At 43.1% G+C, this 18,018-nt stretch carries 21 protein-coding genes; 11 read left to right on the forward strand and 10 right to left on the reverse strand.

The window, feature by feature from the left end; translation table 11 throughout:
- Positions 1–56: 56 nt before the first annotated feature.
- On the reverse strand, positions 57–545 hold the full coding sequence (locus SIO70_RS22750; protein WP_320574602.1) for an N-acetyltransferase family protein: 489 nt from the start codon (positions 543–545) through the stop codon (positions 57–59).
- Positions 546–614: 69 nt separating this feature from the next.
- Between SIO70_RS22750 and SIO70_RS22755 the strand changes: the two genes are divergently transcribed.
- The gene (locus SIO70_RS22755; RefSeq protein WP_320574604.1) at positions 615–752 is read left to right on the forward strand and encodes a hypothetical protein; all 138 of its coding nucleotides are present in this window, start codon (positions 615–617) and stop codon (positions 750–752) included.
- Positions 753–760: 8 nt separating this feature from the next.
- On the opposite strand, the gene SIO70_RS22760 is transcribed toward SIO70_RS22755, so the two are convergent.
- The gene (locus SIO70_RS22760) at positions 761–1,696 is read right to left on the reverse strand and encodes a quinone oxidoreductase (RefSeq protein ID WP_320574605.1); all 936 of its coding nucleotides are present in this window, start codon (positions 1,694–1,696) and stop codon (positions 761–763) included.
- 103 nt (positions 1,697–1,799) lie between these two features.
- Here SIO70_RS22760 and SIO70_RS22765 point away from each other — a divergent pair, with 103 nt between their 5' ends.
- Positions 1,800–2,174 (forward strand): helix-turn-helix domain-containing protein, encoded by a 375-nt coding sequence (locus SIO70_RS22765; protein WP_320574608.1) that lies wholly within the window; start codon positions 1,800–1,802, stop codon positions 2,172–2,174.
- On the opposite strand, the gene SIO70_RS22770 is transcribed toward SIO70_RS22765, so the two are convergent.
- Both SIO70_RS22770 and SIO70_RS22775 read right to left on the reverse strand, forming a co-directional pair.
- Positions 2,161–2,388, reverse strand: coding sequence for a hypothetical protein (locus tag SIO70_RS22770; protein WP_320574609.1), 228 nt, complete (start codon positions 2,386–2,388; stop codon positions 2,161–2,163). The genes SIO70_RS22765 and SIO70_RS22770 overlap by 14 nt on opposite strands.
- A 133-nt stretch (positions 2,389–2,521) precedes the next feature.
- A complete protein-coding gene (locus SIO70_RS22775) occupies positions 2,522–2,746 on the reverse strand; it encodes a hypothetical protein (protein ID WP_320574611.1) in 225 nt (74 codons plus the stop codon).
- 152 nt (positions 2,747–2,898) lie between these two features.
- Between SIO70_RS22775 and SIO70_RS22780 the strand changes: the two genes are divergently transcribed.
- Positions 2,899–5,298, forward strand: a complete 2,400-nt coding sequence (locus tag SIO70_RS22780; RefSeq protein WP_320574613.1) for an ABC transporter permease — start codon at positions 2,899–2,901, stop codon at positions 5,296–5,298.
- Positions 5,299–5,341: 43 nt separating this feature from the next.
- On the opposite strand, the gene SIO70_RS22785 is transcribed toward SIO70_RS22780, so the two are convergent.
- From SIO70_RS22785 to SIO70_RS22800, 4 genes are all read right to left on the reverse strand, one after another.
- Entirely contained in the window at positions 5,342–5,638 is a 297-nt protein-coding gene (locus SIO70_RS22785) for a putative quinol monooxygenase (RefSeq protein WP_320574615.1), read from the reverse strand.
- 11 nt (positions 5,639–5,649) lie between these two features.
- Complete coding sequence (locus SIO70_RS22790) at positions 5,650–6,321, reverse strand: type 1 glutamine amidotransferase domain-containing protein (RefSeq protein WP_320574617.1); 672 nt, start codon at positions 6,319–6,321, stop codon at positions 5,650–5,652.
- Positions 6,322–6,499: 178 nt separating this feature from the next.
- On the reverse strand, positions 6,500–7,066 hold the full coding sequence (locus SIO70_RS22795) for a Crp/Fnr family transcriptional regulator (RefSeq protein ID WP_320574619.1): 567 nt from the start codon (positions 7,064–7,066) through the stop codon (positions 6,500–6,502).
- A gap of 122 nt (positions 7,067–7,188) precedes the next feature.
- Positions 7,189–7,527, reverse strand: a complete 339-nt coding sequence (locus SIO70_RS22800; RefSeq protein WP_320574621.1) for a hypothetical protein — start codon at positions 7,525–7,527, stop codon at positions 7,189–7,191.
- Between SIO70_RS22800 and SIO70_RS22805 the strand changes: the two genes are divergently transcribed.
- From SIO70_RS22805 to SIO70_RS22835, 7 genes are all read left to right on the forward strand, one after another.
- Complete coding sequence (locus tag SIO70_RS22805) at positions 7,521–8,108, forward strand: hypothetical protein (RefSeq protein ID WP_320574623.1); 588 nt, start codon at positions 7,521–7,523, stop codon at positions 8,106–8,108. The two genes, SIO70_RS22800 and SIO70_RS22805, sit on opposite strands and share 7 nt — an antisense overlap.
- An 88-nt stretch (positions 8,109–8,196) precedes the next feature.
- Positions 8,197–10,587, forward strand: coding sequence for a TonB-dependent receptor (locus tag SIO70_RS22810; protein WP_320574624.1), 2,391 nt, complete (start codon positions 8,197–8,199; stop codon positions 10,585–10,587).
- 196 nt (positions 10,588–10,783) lie between these two features.
- The gene (locus SIO70_RS22815) at positions 10,784–11,281 is read left to right on the forward strand and encodes a hypothetical protein (protein WP_320574625.1); all 498 of its coding nucleotides are present in this window, start codon (positions 10,784–10,786) and stop codon (positions 11,279–11,281) included.
- A 118-nt stretch (positions 11,282–11,399) separates the two neighbouring features.
- Positions 11,400–12,209, forward strand: a complete 810-nt coding sequence (locus tag SIO70_RS22820) for a hypothetical protein (RefSeq protein ID WP_320574626.1) — start codon at positions 11,400–11,402, stop codon at positions 12,207–12,209.
- A gap of 517 nt (positions 12,210–12,726) precedes the next feature.
- Complete coding sequence (locus SIO70_RS22825) at positions 12,727–12,993, forward strand: PadR family transcriptional regulator (RefSeq protein WP_320574627.1); 267 nt, start codon at positions 12,727–12,729, stop codon at positions 12,991–12,993.
- Between the two features lie 6 nt (positions 12,994–12,999).
- Positions 13,000–13,575: a hypothetical protein gene (locus SIO70_RS22830; RefSeq protein ID WP_320574629.1), complete on the forward strand. Its 576-nt coding sequence runs from the start codon at positions 13,000–13,002 to the stop codon at positions 13,573–13,575.
- Complete coding sequence (locus SIO70_RS22835) at positions 13,572–14,912, forward strand: alpha/beta hydrolase (RefSeq protein WP_320574631.1); 1,341 nt, start codon at positions 13,572–13,574, stop codon at positions 14,910–14,912. Before SIO70_RS22830 ends, SIO70_RS22835 begins: the two co-directional genes overlap by 4 nt.
- On the opposite strand, the gene SIO70_RS22840 is transcribed toward SIO70_RS22835, so the two are convergent.
- Positions 14,909–15,265 carry a DUF2200 domain-containing protein gene (locus tag SIO70_RS22840; protein WP_320574633.1) on the reverse strand — a complete coding sequence of 119 codons (357 nt, stop codon included), beginning with the start codon at positions 15,263–15,265 and terminating at the stop codon, positions 14,909–14,911. The genes SIO70_RS22835 and SIO70_RS22840 overlap by 4 nt on opposite strands.
- Before the next feature lie 62 nt (positions 15,266–15,327).
- Between SIO70_RS22840 and SIO70_RS22845 the strand changes: the two genes are divergently transcribed.
- Positions 15,328–16,263, forward strand: coding sequence for an SMP-30/gluconolactonase/LRE family protein (locus SIO70_RS22845; protein WP_320574635.1), 936 nt, complete (start codon positions 15,328–15,330; stop codon positions 16,261–16,263).
- Between the two features lie 102 nt (positions 16,264–16,365).
- On the opposite strand, the gene SIO70_RS22850 is transcribed toward SIO70_RS22845, so the two are convergent.
- On the reverse strand, positions 16,366–17,451 hold the full coding sequence (locus SIO70_RS22850; RefSeq protein WP_320574637.1) for a Gfo/Idh/MocA family oxidoreductase: 1,086 nt from the start codon (positions 17,449–17,451) through the stop codon (positions 16,366–16,368).
- Positions 17,452–18,018 lie beyond the last annotated feature (567 nt).

Below are 18,018 nucleotides of genomic sequence, written 5' to 3' on the forward strand. Positions count from 1 at the left end.
TTCCCTGTCGCTTAAAGTAGTGCATTTACATTAGAAGCAATCTCTATAGTTCAACCTTAAGAAAGGATCTTTTGTAATAAAACCAGGTTTAACCACTGGCCGTTTTTACGGCCCACTTCTTTTATTTTACCAATGTTTTCAAACCCCATTTTCTCATGGAAGATAATACTGCCTTCATTGGAAGAATCAATCACCGCAATAAACGTGTGAAAGCCCCGCCCCTTCCCGTCTGACAAGAGCCGTTCCAGCAATTGCCGGCCCATACCTTTCCCATGAAAATCTTTCTTAAAATAAAGACCATGCTCCGCAGAATGAGCATACGCATTCCGCTCCCGGAACTGGCTATAAGCACCATATCCTACTAGCTGCCCATCTACTTCTACTACAAAAATGGGCAATCCCAATTCCGCCTTATTATGAAACCAGCTCTCCATAAACTCCATTGTTTTAGGCTCGAAGTCATAATTATAAGTGGTATTCAGGATATAGTAGTTCCAGATGTCTCTAATAGCTGGTAGGTCAGTGAGGGCAGCATGCCTGATCATGTTTTTTTTCTTTAAATGTAGCAACTTTTCTTTTAGCCTACAATAAGTGAAATTAGGCTACAGCAAATCATGGAAACGATGGAAGCTGCCGGAGACATGTTTGACACAAGCGTGGATTTCATTGCCATCATCAGCCAGATTGGTCAGCACTACATTTCATCTCAAAGCCATTTTTCCATTTTCAAAAATGGCTTTGAGATGAGATAACTTATTTTTTATGGTTGTAAAATAATACTACCTGTCGTTTTTCTGGATTCCAGGTCTGCATGTGCTTTTGCGGCATCAGCTAAAGAATATACAGCCGGCATACTGATCTCAAATACTCCCTTGCGGATCAGGTCAAAGATCTCTTCCATCGTTTTCCCACTTTTATCCTGGTAGGCAGGATAATGATTCAGGACAGCCGTTACAAAATGGATATTTCTATCTTCCATCCATTGCGTATCTATATCTGGCATGCCGGAAGGCCAACCATATAATACAGCAGTGCCACCGGGTTTTATCAACTCCAATGATTGCTGAAAAGTAGTTTTGCCTGTGCCATCGTATACTACATCCACCTTTTCTGTTAACTGCTCATTTTGCAAATTAATTACTTTTTGAAAGCCCAGCTTTAATGCGAGTTCCTTCTTTGCCGCACTACCTACGGTACCAATTACAGTAGCGCCTATTGACCGCCCCCATGCACTCAATAAGGAACCTACTCCTCCCATCATGGCATGTACCAATAAGACTTCCCCGGCTTTCACTACATGACTGGCTTTTAGCAACATATGTGCAGTCAATCCCTTTACCATTACCGAAGCGGCCTGTTCAAAAGTTATATCATCAGGCAGGTGATAGAGCTCATTTTCACGCAGTACCTTGTGTTCCGCATAAGTACCAGCTGTGCCATAATAAGCCACCCGGTCTCCTGGTACGAAGTGCTTCACTGCATCGCCCACCTGCTCAACAATACCGGCAGCTTCCAGTCCAATGGGCGCAGGAAAGGCATCGACAGGGAAGGTACCATTCCTGAAAAATACATCTACATAATTCACCCCGATGGCTTTTTGGCGGATCAATACTTCCTGTGGACCGGGAGGCGTTAATTCAACAGTCTGATATTTTAATTTATCTGTTTCTTCAATCAATACAACATTTGTAATCATACATTCCTATTTGATTGCAAAATTACCGGGCCTTACGCCTAAAACTTAGTCACTTCCTGCAAGGGAAGTACTTCCCTTGCAGGAAGTCAACTATATTTGCATTATGGGAAACACTGCTGCCAACGGCCACATATCAGATGAATGCAAACGGCATTTTAAAGCCATTCAGGATACACAGGATATTCTGAGCGGTAAATGGAAAATGCTGATCATGGGGATACTGGGATCAGGCAAACGTCGCTACCTGGAATTGCAACGCCTGGTAGATGGGATCGGCCCGAAAATGCTGTCCAAAGAATTGCAGGAACTGGAAATAAACGGGCTCGTCAGCCGTACGGAGATGGCGACAAAACCCCTCACAGTGGAATATGCACTGACTGAATATGGCAAATCTTTAAAACCCATTTTGGATGATATGGCAGAATGGGGGAAAAATCACAGGGATAGGGTGATTAAGGACATGACTAGCCTAAAATAACAGGCAATTTTTCTACAGCATATTCCACAGCTTCCACAGGTGAAGTAAATCGTTTAGGAGCACCATCTTCTCCATTGAATATCCTACCCGGTTCATGCTCTTTTGTAGTATAAGAGACGATGAAGTACTCTGTAGGGATCACATTGGGCTCCCCCTCCTGCGTTTCTATATCTAACCATACATCTTTACCATCAACTGTTATTTTCTCTACCATAATAATCGTTTAATATACCACCCGTATAATTATGCCAGATAATTTTGTATACCTGAGGTATGATGAACCCGACCTCAACTGAAACATTCAGCGTTAGCTTACCTCCCAAAGTAGCAGATCCCCGACAAAAGAATCAAAGCCATTTAAATACCTGCTTCCTGTATTCCTCAAAATCCTGTTGGTTAGTAATAGTCTGAAACTTTTCCTGCTGACCATTCCTGTTTTGTCTTACAAGGATCACATCCTGCCCACCAACAATGGTGCGCTTTGCCCTGTCAAAGATCAGTTCCAACTCCGTGATATCTTTTGTTAACTGCAGGTCTTCGATGCGATTGACAATGATTACGTAATCTTCCATATATCAAATGTATAAATTTAATTGCCCGCTCCCGCACAACGGCTGTCCTTATCCGGACAGTTTTTTCGAAGTTCGGCATCCTTAATTTACTAGCAATCATACATTTGTATTTTGGCATACGCATTGATGTGCCTTAGTATTCAAAACCACGTATGCTCGGGAACTATTTCAAAATCGCTATCCGCAATCTGGCGCAAAATAAAATTTATTCGCTCATCAATATAGTGGGTTTAACCATTGGCCTTACCTGCGCCATGTTGATATTATTGTATGTAAAGGATGAAGTCAGCTTTGACCGCTTTCATCAGAACAGTTCGCATATATACAGGCTGGTCTACAAATTCACCAGTAAGGGGGCAGAACAAAACAACAGTTTTACCAGCGTATTGCAAGGTCCAAAATTCGCTGAGCATATTCCCGGCATCAAATCGTTTACCCGCGTACAGGGTGGTGGTATGGACTTTAAGACCGCCACTTCGCTGGAAGGTAAGGCGGTACTTTTTGTGGATCCAAATTTCTTTTCCACCTTCACCTTTAAGGTGATAGACGGCGATGCCAGTACCTGTTTACTATCCCCTCATTCCATCGTACTCACAAAGGATGAAGCAAAGAAACAATTTGGCACTGTCGACGCTGTCGGCAAAGTTATGATGGTCAGTGAAAAAAATACCTTTGTGCCTTACCAGGTGACTGCTGTCACCGAAAACTGTCCACAGAACTCCTCCATCCAATATAAAATACTCGTCCCGACCAAAGATGACGCCGCCGCTGTCAAGGATAATGACAACTGGTTTTCCTACTACCTCAATACCTTTATCGTACTGGACGAGCATGCGGATCCGCAGACTGTTACCGCACAGATGAAGCGGTTCTATGAAAAAGACGCTGCTGCCAGCTTTGCGAATATGACCGCTAAATTTGGTGACTTCAGAGATGGTAATTTAGGCACGTACCTTCTGCAACCCATGACTGACATTCACATGAGTAAGGATTTTGGCGCCAGCAATGGACTGGAGAATGCCAGCGATCCTATTTATGCCTATATACTTTCTGGTCTTGCCGGCTTCGTGCTGCTCATTGCCAGTATCAACTTTGTGAACCTTACAATAGCACGCTCAGTAAGAAGGGCAAAAGAGATTGGGATCCGTAAAGCCATTGGTAGTGATCGTCGTCAACTCATCATACAGTTCCTCGGTGAATCCTTTATTTTATGTGGCATAGCCTTTTTACTTGCCATTGCCGTGGCTCAGTTGGTCCTGCCTGTCTTCAATGAATTGTCCAATAAGAAGCTGGCCATGTCTTATCTGCTTGATGCGCGCTTAATACTGGGGTACATTGGTTTATTTCTGCTTACAGGCTTGCTGGCGGGCTTTTACCCCGCACTGGTATTATCAGGATATAGCCCCATTGATACATTGTATAGCAGGTTTACCCTGAAGGGGAAAGGTTGGCTGCAAAAATCACTAGTGGTATTGCAGTTTACTCTGGCATCCTTCCTGATTATCGCCACCATTACCATGTATTCCCAGTTCAATTACCTCACAAAGGCGGACCTGGGATATGATGACACCAATCTTGTGTTGGTCGATAAACAAAACATGACCCACGAAGAAGCGGCTACATTCAAAATGGAATTGCTGAAGTCACCGGATATTATCTCCGTTGCTCCTAAGAACAGCGGTAGCTGGGGCACCAATGTGAAACTGGCGGATGAGTCTACAGTTAACTTTCAATGGGAGACGATAGACGAATCATATCTTTCAACTTTAAAAATTCCATTGGTGATGGGTCGGAATTTTTCTACCCGCTTTCCGGGTGACTCTGCACATTCCGTTATCGTTAATGAAACATTTGTAAAAAATGCAGGGTGGACAAATCCAATCGGCCAAACCGTTATTTTTACTTTCAAAGATAACAAGACCTACCAGGTGATTGGGGTAGTAAAAGATTATCACTATGGAGGGCTTACCAGAGCAATTGGGGCACAGCTGTTCACCATGGACAATGCGAATCCATATGGTACATTTAATATAAAGCTCAAACCCAATACCAGAGCACGAGGCCTGGCATTTATCGAGAAAAAGTATAACACCTTCTACCCATTCAGTCCCTATAATTATTGGTTTATGAAGGATACAAACCAACTTAACTACGAGTATGAAACAAGGTGGAAATCGATCATCCTGTTTGGCGCCATCCTTACCATCTTCGTTTCCTGTATCGGGTTGTTTGGCTTGTCAGTACTTGCAGCAGAAAAACGGACCAAGGAAATCGGTATCCGGAAGGTACTGGGAGCTTCAGTACAAAGTATAGCCACCGTGTTGTCAGTAGAATTTGTAAAACTGGTGATGATTGCATTGCTCATTGCGATGCCCCTTGCATGGATAGCGGTGAGCAAATGGCTGGAAAACTACCCATACCGGGTTACGTTAGGATGGAGTATCTTTGCAGGGGCTGGCGGGCTGGTGTTGTTGATAGCTATATGTACAGTGAGTTTTCAGGCTATAAAAGCGGCATTTGCAAATCCGGTGAACAGTTTGAGGAGGGAGTAGGATTGATAAAACAAAGCCGGAGATAACATCCCCGGCTCTGCACTTAAATCTGTGCTGCTACCACCACTTCCCTATTCTGCAGCAATGGCACAATCTTCCCGATCACCAGCTCCTGAAAGTACACTGAATTCCTATGTACCTCCACCGCTGCTTCACTGATATATCCTTCATACAACAACAAGGTATTTGCATCCTGTTTACTCTGATGAAGGTTATAGAACAAATTCCCATCCTCTTCCCTACTCTTCGCCGCCACTTCCTGTAATAATTCCAGCACCACATCCAACTGTCCTTCCTTCACCTGCCATTTGGCAAATACATAAACTGATTCTGTATTCATCTTTTTCTCTTTTATTTTTCTAAAATAGCCACTATTTTCTCGCCTACTCCTTTTGCTGAAGCAGGGTTCTGACCTGTTACCAGTCTGCCATCGGCAATACTATTCGCAGACCATGGCGCAGCTGCATGAAATATCGCACCCTGACTGGTCAAAGCCGTTTGCAGATCAAAAGGTACATCCTTCCTGGCGTAATTGTCTTCTTCCTCAGTAGTGAAAGAGGTGATTTGTTTGCCATTCACAAGGTAAGACCCGTCACTCAACTTCACATTTAACAAAGATACAGGTCCATGACACACGGCACCTACCACAGCATTCCGTTCATAAGTTTCAGCGATAACTTTTTTCAGTAAGGGAGCTTCCGGCATATCGACCATTGGTGCGAGTCCACCAGGTACAAACACGACATCATATGCGCTCACATCTACAGTGGAGAGTTTCTTTGCCTGCTGCATATCTGCCCAGCCCTTGCCGGTCAGGAACTTCAGGTTATCAGGATCATCGGCCAGGTTCAAGGCATCTAAATAAGGGGTATCACCTGTTAAGCTGGCAAAATCCACCTCGAAACCTGCTTTTTCAAATTCTGCATAAGGATGTGCTACTTCAGGCAGAAAGGTACCGGTTCTTCTATTATGAGTGCCAATTACATTGGCATTGGATACGATGATTAATACTTTTGTTTTCATGATGTAAGATTTAAGTGTTTTTGATTACTCAAAATTACATCCATAGGGCAGGGTCAGAGAAGGAGGCTGGTCACTAAAAAAGTGTGATCCGGATCACACTTAGTTGTAAAGGGGATCAGGATTATACTGTGCTATATAGTGGCTCGGTATTGTACATTGCCATACAACCGACTCAGAATCACACTTTACCATATAACCGGCTCAGGGTTTCCCGGCTTACCCCCAGGTACTCTGCTATAAACTTCTTTGGTATTCGTTCTATCAACTCAGGATACAACCTTGAAAACTCCTCATAGCGCTGCTGTGGCGTACTTGAAAGCAATAACCTGATCCGTTGTTGCAGGGCAACATAGCCATTGGTAAGCTTGGCCCTGAAAAAGTGTTCCATTTTATGCAGGTCAGCAGATAGCTTTTCTCTGGACGCCAGTGTGGAATAGAGCACTTCCCCACCTTCCATACATTCTATAAACATGGAGGCTTCCTTTTGTTTAAAGAAGGCATAGTAGTCGGACATCCACCAGTTTTGCTGTGCAAACTGCATAATGTATTCCTTTCCTGCATTGTCCACAAAGAAGACCTTATAGATCCCTGACAGGACCAGGTATTCATATTTCGCGTCGTCTCCTTCATGAATTAGGAACTGGTTCTTTCGTACCTTTTTCAGGGTAAAGAAACCTTTTACATACTCAAATTCTTCATCGGTTAATGGTGCAATGGCGTCAATATGTTGTCTTAGTCTATCCATAGTTGACACTAAAGGTATAAAAAACAGGTTGTACAGAAATTACGATACAACCTGTTTTTACCCGGTATTGGTTGGAAATAGCTAATCGTTTACACAATTCTCAATTTGATATTCCCTCCCGATTATTGTTCAGTGGTTTTCAGATCAATCAGCGTCCAGTTCGACTTATCTGCCCAATCGCCACCATTGAATTTCAAGGTTGCTACATAATGTGTTCTGAGCTTAGCCCCGAAACTATTCTGAGCATCCACGTAGCTCTTGACCTTAAAGGTATTGTCCCCAATGTAGTCAGAAGTTAAATCCAGTGTTGGAAAATCTGCACTACCGGGTGCCTTTAGTTGTTCTTCTACAAAATTTTTAGAAATCGTAAATGCTTCGGTGTTCATTTTAGAAATGTCTTTCTTTTCATCGTCCGATCCAAAGGCAAGGAAGGTAAAAAAGCTACAGATAACGAGTGTCAAAAGGTACCCTGGGTAAGGACATCGCGGTCTGTCTTATACGCCACAACCTGCACCTTGTACCGGGTTACGAAAGCCATGATCTGAAGCATGTCTTACTCGGCTTCCAAATGACACCCGTACACGAAATCCGTCTACAGGCATTTATGCTGGGAAACGGTAACCGGACCATCCCCAGCCTCCTGATCTTTTTATTCGGTGCCCTTCTCCTCCCCGATCTTTGGCGTACCTTTTACCATGATTTTATAAACGGTACACAGGCTAAACCTATCAGTACCTGGACGATAGAAGACTATGCCCACTGCCAGACCAGTACCCTGCGGGAGGCGGTGTTTAGCTATGCGCCGCCCCTCCATCCCATGCCTGTTACCTCATGGATCACAAAGTTCGGTGCCTATACGGCTATTTTCATGGGTACAGCAGGCATGTTATTCTGTTTGCCGTTTCTATTTTCTTCTTCCATGGAAGATATAGTGGGGGCAGGGTTTCCATTTGTAGGCGGGGCAATCATTGCCAGTGCGGGACTCATTGCACTTTCTAATATCAGTAAGCCTCAGCCTGCATTTACGCTATCCGGAAAATAGTTTACGCTATCCGGAAATTCTGGTGAATCCGCTATACACCCGGTTGATTTTAATGTTTCTTTGCCAACATTATAGTCAACCTGCGATCATGAAATTACTATTTCCTATTTTTTCTTTACTGTTGCTGACATCAACTGTATATGCGCAACAACAACACGGCAGTCTGAACGGCGTAGTCACCACAAAAGACGGTAATCCTGTAGCTTATGTAACCGTAAGCCTCAAAGGTACGTCTTATGGCGCTGCAACGACCGACAAAGGCCATTTCCGTATCAACCGTGTGGCACCAGGCACCTATACTATCACCGTAAGTGCAGTCAATATCCAACCACAGGAAAAACAGGTGACTGTAGAAGCTGGTCAGAATGAAACCGTAAATTTTGAACTGAACATCAATAGAACCCAGCTCAAAGAAGTGATGGTCAATGCACGTACCAATAGTGTGAAGATGGACAATCCATCGCAGTCCCTACGCCTGCAGGAACCATTGATAGAAGTGGCACAAAATATCCAGGTGGTTTCCAACCAGTCTATCAAAGAGCAACAGATCATCAGTATGAGCGATGGCATCATCCGTAATGTGAGTGGTGCTGTAAGATTAGAACACTGGGGCGATCTGTATACCAATATCACTATGCGTGGCTCCCAGGTAAAGGCATTCCGCAACGGGTTTAATGTAGTCAGCTCCTATTGGGGACCACTCACGGAAGATATGAGTTTTGTAGACCACATTGAATTCGTAAAAGGCCCGGCAGGATTCATGATCAGCAGTGGCGACCCAAGTGGTTTGTATAATGTGGTGACGAAGAAACCTACCGGTCAGCGCAAAAATGAATTCAGCTATACGATGGGTAGTTATAACCTGAACCGTGCTTCGCTGGACCTGGATGGAAAGTTAAGCAAAGATGGAAAGATCCTCTACCGCCTGAACCTTTCCGGTCAAAACAAAAACTCTTTCAGAACAAATGAGTTCAACGATCGGTATGCTTTTGCACCGGTCGTTTCTTTCCAGGTAGATGATAATACCAAGATAACTGCCGAGTATACCTACCAGCGTGCAAATATGTCTGACGTAGGATCTTATTATATATTCAGCCCATTTGGTTATGCCACTTATGACCGTACTTTAAGTGCCCTGCCAGCTGGCCTGAAACCTACCATCATCAACGACCACAGCTTTACCGTTAATGTGCAGCACCAGATCGATGAAAACTGGAAACTGACCGCACAAGCTGCTTATTATCTCTATAATCAGGATGGCTCATCTATGTGGGCAGATTCTGTAGAAGCTGATGGTAAATATTACAGGAACACAGGTATTTGGGAAGCAAAAAGTACCATGTCTTTAGGGCAGTTTTTCCTGAATGGTAAGGTAACTACTGGTCCTGTGGTACACAAGATCTTAACAGGTATTGACATGGGTAATAAAAAGTACGTGGCGGATTATGCACAAACACATTCGCTGGATACCGGCACTGCACCATTCGATCCTTTTGCACCAGGCCTGACCCTCGATAATCCATCCAACGGGTACCCTGTGTTTGACCACACCTTAAGCCTGGAAGCAAGAGCCGCTAAGGGTTATGGCCTTATCAACTCCCGCTATTCCAGCTTTTACCTGCAGGATGAATTGGGTTTATTCAATAACAAATTGAGACTGACATTAGCAGGTCGTTATACTTATATCAACCAGGCCGATTTCGGTACGGTGAGCGAAGCAAAACGCTTTACACCACGAATAGGTTTGAGTGTATCTATTGACGACTATACTTCTATCTACGCATTATATGACCAGGCATTTACCCCACAGGCAGGTGCTGTGAGCGTGGGTAAATTAAAACCATTGACAGGTAATAATACAGAGGTTGGCATTAAAAGAGACTGGATGGAAGGGAAATGGAATACCACCGTATCTGTATACCGCATCTTAAAAGAAAATGAACTGACTGCAGATCCGAATGCTCCGGCAAATTCTGGACTGAGTATTGTATTTGGTCAGAGAAGAGCACAGGGTGTGGAGTTCGATCTCCGTGGTGAAATTCTGCCTGGTTTGGACTTAACAGCAAACTATGCCTTGACGGATTCAAAAGTGAGCAAGGTAAATCCGGGTGTTTCTGAAGCTACAGGTATTAAAGTGGGCGACGTGGTGCCTGGTTATTCAAAGCATGTGGCCAATGCATGGCTGACATATAAACTACGGACCGGTAAGCTGAGAGGCGCTGGTATTTCAGGTGGGTTTACGTATCTGGCAGGTCGTGAGACAGATACATGGAGTGTAGGGTTGCAGCGATTACCGGATTATTTCAAACTGGATGGTGGTTTATTCTGGGAAGGAAATAAATTGCGCATCACGGCGAATGCTTTTAATATATTAGATAAGTATTTGTTTAGTGGGTCGTATTATTCTTATATCAATGCTTATTACTATCAGGCAGAAGCGCCGAGAAATTATCGGTTGTCTATTTCTTATAAGTTTTAAAAATGAATAAAAAAGGGGATGTGACTTAAGTAACAGGGATACGCTGACGCCAAAATCATGTATTTGCAATGTAAATAATTATACCAGGCAAACATTCCCCTTGTGAAGGGTGTCTTTTCCTGAAAAGGCACCCTTCCTGTATGAATATTATGATTTTCTTAGCATTATTCACAAAAAGGATAGTTACCTTCATATTATGAGACGCGCCATCCTTTTTATCGCGATTATAATGTCTGCTTTAGCGACAAAGGCTCAGTCCCCGTTTTATTCCGGGGCACCTGGCCGATTGTCTGATACTACCAGGCAGCATAATAAATGGTTTGTGACTAAATATACCGGCATTTCTACCGGTTTTATGGCATTTAAAGGCGGTAGCAGTAAGTTTTTGTCAGCTCCAATGGCATTACAGCTGAACCGTCAGCTGACTAACAACCTCTTTGCCTTTGGCAATATATCTGCCACTCCTACCCTGTTTCAATCCAATAACCTGTTTTACCAACCCACAACCAGCAAAACCGGCTATGGCCCTATGCAGACCAGGAGCTTTGGCATTTACCCTGCTGCCCAGGTGGGTGTAATGTATATCAGTAATGATAAAACATTTTCCATTTCCGGTAGCGTAAGTGTAAGCAGAAGTAATTCTTACGGCTATTCTCCACTATACGGCGGCCCTTCAGGCGTATTTATGCAATAAACTCCACCACCCGACATTGCTTTATTAATCCGTCCCTACAATCTCTAAAACAGTCCATTTTTATTTAATATGATAAATAATCGTACTTTCTTTGCCTGCATAATCCTCAAAAACATCTATGAGAAAATCAATTCTGACTGTAGGCATGTTCATTCTATCAATGGCAGCCTTTGCACAAGACACTACCAACACTGAAAACGATGAGTACGAACTTAAAGGGACAGAAAAACAGGGGTACATTATCACAAAAGACGACCAGAAAATCGAGGGAATTGTAAAGCTGTATGGCAATGCATCAAATCCCTGGAGAAACCAGAAGAAAGTCAAATTTATTGCTAAGGAATCAATTGACGCCGAAAAAAAGAAGCAGAAATTTAAAGTACTGGATGCGGATGATATGAAAGAGTACGTAGCTATCGAAGATAGCGTGGAAAGACACTTCCGTATGATCAAGTTTGTCAACAAGCGCGAAGCTTTAACCAGCGGTGGCGGTTTAGGTGCGCAGATTAAAACAATCAAGAACCTCTCCAACACCACACACATGGCAGAAGTATTGGTTGACGGCCCTATCAAAATGTATCGTCTGTATGGTTATCCGGCTCCTGTAGCTGTAGGTAACAGCGACGTTGCAGAAATGGAAGCTTCTAATCAAAACCTTCGCGACAACCCGGATATCCTGGTACAGAAAGGTGATGATAAGCCAAAAGAGCTGACCACATCTGACATCAAGAAACTGGTAAGCGATTGTCCTACTGTAGCAGACAAACTTGCTGGAGGTAATTACAGCACTTATGATCCGGCCAAGGAGGAAAAGAAAAAGAGCGGTATGGGCAAATTGATCAAAGGTGAGTTAGACAGGGGTGGTAGCAAATTGCAGGATATGGGTATCCAGATCTTTAGCGATTACAATACTACTTGTAAGCAATAGTATGTAGAAACAGGCTGTATCATCTTTTTATGATACAGCCTGTTTTATTTTATTCGGGTATCCACTGGTTCTCAGCAGATTCATCTATCTAAATTCCACCTGTTTCCTTTCTCCGCAAATTCATCCACGATAACAGTTACTTTAATTTCATATCGTTCCAGACTTTTTTGAGTCAGGCACCACTCTATATTCTTAAAAAACCACCTTATTGATCATTCCTGCAGCAAAGTATGTTTGCAGTGATTTAGTATGTGTATACCCCTATAAGCTGCTCCTAAGTCAGGACAATCCTAAGCACATGTGAATGAGCTATTGAGCCAATAAATAAGCGGCATAGGAACCAAAAAATTCTCATATCTGCCAATCAGGCATTTTGCCCCCTTCAATTTATATTGATAATCAGTGTATTTTGAATTTAATAATACATCGTATTGCATAGTACATCCTAATACCATATATTTGCATCGTGAAAAACGAATTCTTAAAAAATTGGGAGACCCAATTAAAAAAAGGGCTATTGCCATACTTCGTTCTAAAGGCGCTTGACGCCAAGGAACGCTATGGCTACGAACTCATTCAGCATCTAAAAGAGGATTTCAACACCGAGGTGACTGAAAGCACCATGTACCCACTACTGACCCGGCTTCAGAAAGAGGAGTTACTAATCTACAAATGGATAGAACAACCAACGGGTATCCCCCGCAAGTACTATTACATTTCAGAAGATGGCAGGGCACACCTGGCGGCAATGAAGAAATCTATAGATGAAAATTTTATAAAATAATCCTGCATGAAAGCAATAGAATTTAAAAACCCTGCCAGCCAGCGAGTATATAATAACTATATAAATCGTTGTAAAAGAGTCGTACAAATCCTCTCAAAGGAAGACCAGGAAGAATGTCTGATGGAGGTGAACAGCTATATCTATGAGTATATCACAGATCACAGGGAGGATGAGATGACGGCACTACTCAATATCCTGGACAGACTAGGCGATCCGGAAATAACACTCAAAGAGGTCGTGGCCAGCAAAAAAATTGACCAGGCTATCAAGACCTTCAATGTCAGGTACCTGTTACAGGCGCTGTTCCTGAACCTGCGAAACGGGATCGCATATATCGTGCTTTCATTTATGACCATCATGCTGGTGACCTTTCCAATATTGATTGTCATGAAAATTATCAAACCGGAAATAACCGGTCTCTGGGTAGGTCCGCATACATTCTTTTTTGGAATCACAAGAAAACAGGAAGGTATCCGGGAAATTGCCGGCAATTACTTTATTCCGATTGCCATTGTTACCTGTATTCTGCTATACTTCATTATTATCTATATTCTTAAAGTAATAAGAAAGAAAAAACCATGAAAAAGATTACGATCACTTTTCTAACCCTGCTCATAGCTATTGCCGGGATTGCACAGGACATTGCTGGTAGCTGGAATGGCAAGCTGGGGCCACTACGCGTGGTATTAAATATTCAAAAGTCGGATACCGGGTACAACGTTACATTAGATAGTCCGGACCAGGGAGCGAAAGGTATTCCTGTAAGTGAATTCACTTACAACAACCCTGACATTCATTTAAAAATCGATGCCGTTCATGCCGCATACACTGGTGAATATAAAACCGATAGCCTGACAGGTACGTTTACCCAGGGAAGTAAAACATTGCCACTTACATTTGTAAGAGGTTTTGTGGAACCTGTCAAACATCCACAGGAACCAACATTACCGCTTCCTTACTATTCTGAAGAGGTCACCTTCGAAGATACCCAGGCACATGTAACACTGGCTGGCACCCTGACCCTGCCCAGGAAAACCGGCTCCTACCCTGCTGTAATTCTTATCACAGGCAGCGGCCAACAAAACCGGGATGAGGAACTACTGGGACATAAACCATTCCTGATTATTTCAGACTACCTGACCCGTCAGGGAATTGCAGTGTTGCGATATGACGACCGGGGAGTAGCTAAGTCAACCGGTGATTTCAAATCAGCTACCTCGCTGGATTTCGCTAACGATGTAGAAAGCGCCATTGCCTACCTGAAGACACGCAAAGAAATAAAACAAATTGGATTGATAGGGCATAGCGAAGGCGGATTGATCGCACCGATAGTCGCAGCAAGAAATAAAAATGTAGCCTTCATAGTTATGCTGGCCGGTACGGGTATCAGGGGTGATGAATTACTCCTCAAACAAACAGCATTGGTATTACATGCACAAGGAACAGCAGATAGTGCCATTACAAAAATTAATTCGACAAATAAAGGAGCTTTTGACATCATCCTCAACAATGATGATGATAGTACGATCAAAAGAGACCTGACATCCTATTATAAGCAATTGGGAGAAGGAAATCCGGAAGAGGAGGTGAAAGAAATGATGCATCCATGGCCATGGATCAAGTTCTTTATGAAATATGATCCAACCACTTCTCTCAGGAAAGTGCATTGTCCTGTGCTGGCGGTAAATGGAGATAAAGATCTGCAGGTACCAGCAAAGGACAACCTGCCAAAAATAGCGGCAGCGCTGAAAGAGGCAGGAAATAAAGATGCAACGATCAAAGAGTATGAGGGTTTAAATCACTTGTTCCAGGAATGCAAAACAGGGAGTCCGACAGAGTATGCGAGGATTGAACAGACCTTTTCTCCATTGGTGTTAGAAGAGATTACTAAATGGATTAAAATAAGGACGGTGCATTAGTGCTCCGTTCTTAATATCTTTTCCATCTTCTTCCCTTTGGCCAACTCATCTACCAGCTTATCTAAGTACCGTATCTGTTGGGTTAAGGGGTTGTCGATCTCCTCTACACGATAGCCGCAGATCACACCGGTAATGAGGTGTGCATTGGGATTTATGGTTGCCTTTTGGAAGAAGGTGGCAAAAGTTACTTTTTCTTTAATGAGTTCGGTTTGTTGATGGATATTGAAACCGGTTAACCATTCGATCACCTGATCCAGTTCTTCTTTTGTCCGGCCTTTCTTTTCTACCTTTTGGAGGTACATGGGGTAGACACCGGCGAAGGTAAGTTTTGCGATACGTTCATGATGGTCCATATTTAAAGATAGTTATTATTGGTTTATGATCTTTTCCATAAGCAATAAAAAGTGCGCGTAATATGAATTGTACAATCGGTTTTACTTATTTTGGGGAAGAGAAAACTAATTATATGAACAGCATCCACGCTTTAATTACTTTTTGTTTGATTTCGACCCAGGTAGCCGCCCAGCTCAGCGTAGTCGCACCCGGTGCTCAACTAAAAAAACTCCCTGCTACATTTGCTTTTTCAGAAGGTCCGGCGGTGAATAAAAAAGGAGATATTTATTTCACTGACCAACCGAATGATAAAATATGGAAGTATGATACAAAAGGGAAACTCACTTTATTTATGGATAAGACCGGGCGTTCCAATGGTTTGTATTTTGATCAAAAAGGGAACCTGATCGCATGTGCAGATGAGAAGGATGAGCTTTGGTCTATTAGCCCTGATAAAAAAGTAACCGTGCTATTGAGTCTATTTGAAGGCAAGCGATTGAATGGGCCGAATGATTTATGGATTGATGCAAAAGGTGGAATTTATTTTACTGATCCGTATTATCAAAGAGAATATTGGGATCGGAAACAGCCTGATATTGCCGGACAGAAGGTGTATTATTTGCGCAAGGGAGAAAGTGCACCGATAATAGTGGAAGATGGTGTAGTAAAGCCAAATGGGATTGTGGGTACGCCGGATGGCAAGTATTTGTATGTGGCGGATATAGCGGCGAATAAGACCTATAGATTTGAAATCAATGCGGATGGGAGTTTGAAAAATAAACAGGAGTTTGTGCCGCAGGGATCTGATGGGATGACGCTGGATAGTGAGGGCAATTTGTATATAACAGGGAATGGAGTGACAGTGTATGATAACACAGGTAAAAAACTGGGGAATATACCGGTTTCGAAGAGCTGGACGGGGAATGTGTGTTTTGGAGGGAAAGATAGGAAGCTACTGTTTATTACAGCGTCAGAGGGGGTGTATACGTTGAGGATGAGGGTGAGAGGGGTAGAGTGAATAAAAGTTGCCAGGCTTTTACCCGGTTGGTCTTCTGCTGAATGGCCACCCTGATTCCTGCCCCCCTCCTGGACTTTCGCCGGAATATAATGATTCATCTAATCATAGATGCAGGTTTACCTTTTTGCCAGTACGTGCTGCCTCATAGATAGCATCTATAATCTTCAGGTCTTTAACGGCTTCTTCGCCATTGACTGGCACGATGGGTTGTTTATTATCAAAAATAATAGCTGCCATTTCATCCATTTGAACTGCCTGGTGAATGGTATGAGGTTTGGTTAATTCTCCTTTGTTAGTCCGTCCTTTAATGGGTCCGTAGTTAGTAGAGGGCTGCATTTCAGCAAAGCCTTTATCTCCGTTCAGGAAGAACTTGTCCAGGTTGTTCATCGCATAAGTAGACAGACAGGAGGCCGCAGCGCCACTGGGAAACCCGAATTGAAACTGGATCGTTTCGTCTACCCCTTCTTTAAATTTCACATGGTCTGTTTTGGTTTCCTGTGCGGTTACCCAGACAGGGTCCTCTCCTGTCATATATCTTGCGCCATTGATGGCATAGATACCGATATCCATGATTGATCCTCCGCCAGCTAATTGTTTATTAAGACGCCATTGGCTGGGATCGCCGATCTTAAATCCACAAAGTCCCTGAAAAAAAAGAACCTTACCGAAATCCCCGTTATTACGCATTCTAATGACTTCGAGGGTATTGGGTTCAAAGTGCATACGATAACCTACCAGGAGCTTTACATTGGCCTTTTTGCAGGCCTCTACCATTTCCTCCCCTTCTTTTGCATTAACTGCCATTGGCTTTTCACAAATCGCATGTTTACCTGCTTTTGCAACGCGAATGACCTGGTCATGATGTAGGGCATTAGGTGTAATGACGTACACAGCATCTATATCAGGGTTATTTCTGATCTCGTCAAAGTTCTCATAGTTATAGCAATTCTTTTCCGGAATATTGTATTTGGCCTGCCAGGCTTTGATCTTTGAAGGCGTGCCACTGATGACCCCGACGAGTTTGACGCGCGAGCAGGATTGGATGGCTTCGGCAACGCGGGTACCGTACCCTCCCAGCCCACAAATGGCGACACGAAGGGGTTTCTCTTCGTACAGTTTGAAATTGGTGAATGGAATGGCAATAGAAGCCATGGCAAGGTTTTGTAAAAAGACACGACGGGAATTCATAATTGTAAGGTTAATATGGGTTATTTACCTAAGATAGGGAATTATTTTCAAGGTTAGGCTACCTTAAAAGAGCTTAAAAAGGAAAACCAGAGACAGTATCTCCGGTTTTCCCGGTCGCGGTAGGTTTTGCTCCCTGCCTGACCAACTACATTTTACACAGAAACGTCCATTACATTAGTAAGAAGGATTTTGCTCATCTGCTAAATTGGAATTGGCTTTTATTTCAGTATAAGGTATAGGCCCAATTCTTCTATACGCAGCTATGATAAGTGGGTTATAATTATCTCCTGCAATAAGTGGGAAATTACCGTTTCCACCACCATAATCGTTTGCTGATCCGTAATTAAAAGAGCCATCTGCATTCCTCGTAGAATACCAGGGAAGGGCAAAAAATATATTACCTGCCGGATTCGAAAAATAGCCACTATTGGAAGGTGTTCTTTGCTCTACGGAAAGGTGAGGCCACCTAATATTCAAGGAACGAACTCTCTTGAAACATTTCCATGTATTGGGCTAGTTTTCAACAGGATGGGTTATCCTGTTTTACGGGTTCTCAGTGTGTCATCA

The sequence above is a fragment of the Chitinophaga sancti genome (genome assembly GCF_034087045.1).
Taxonomy (GTDB): domain Bacteria; phylum Bacteroidota; class Bacteroidia; order Chitinophagales; family Chitinophagaceae; genus Chitinophaga; species Chitinophaga sancti_B.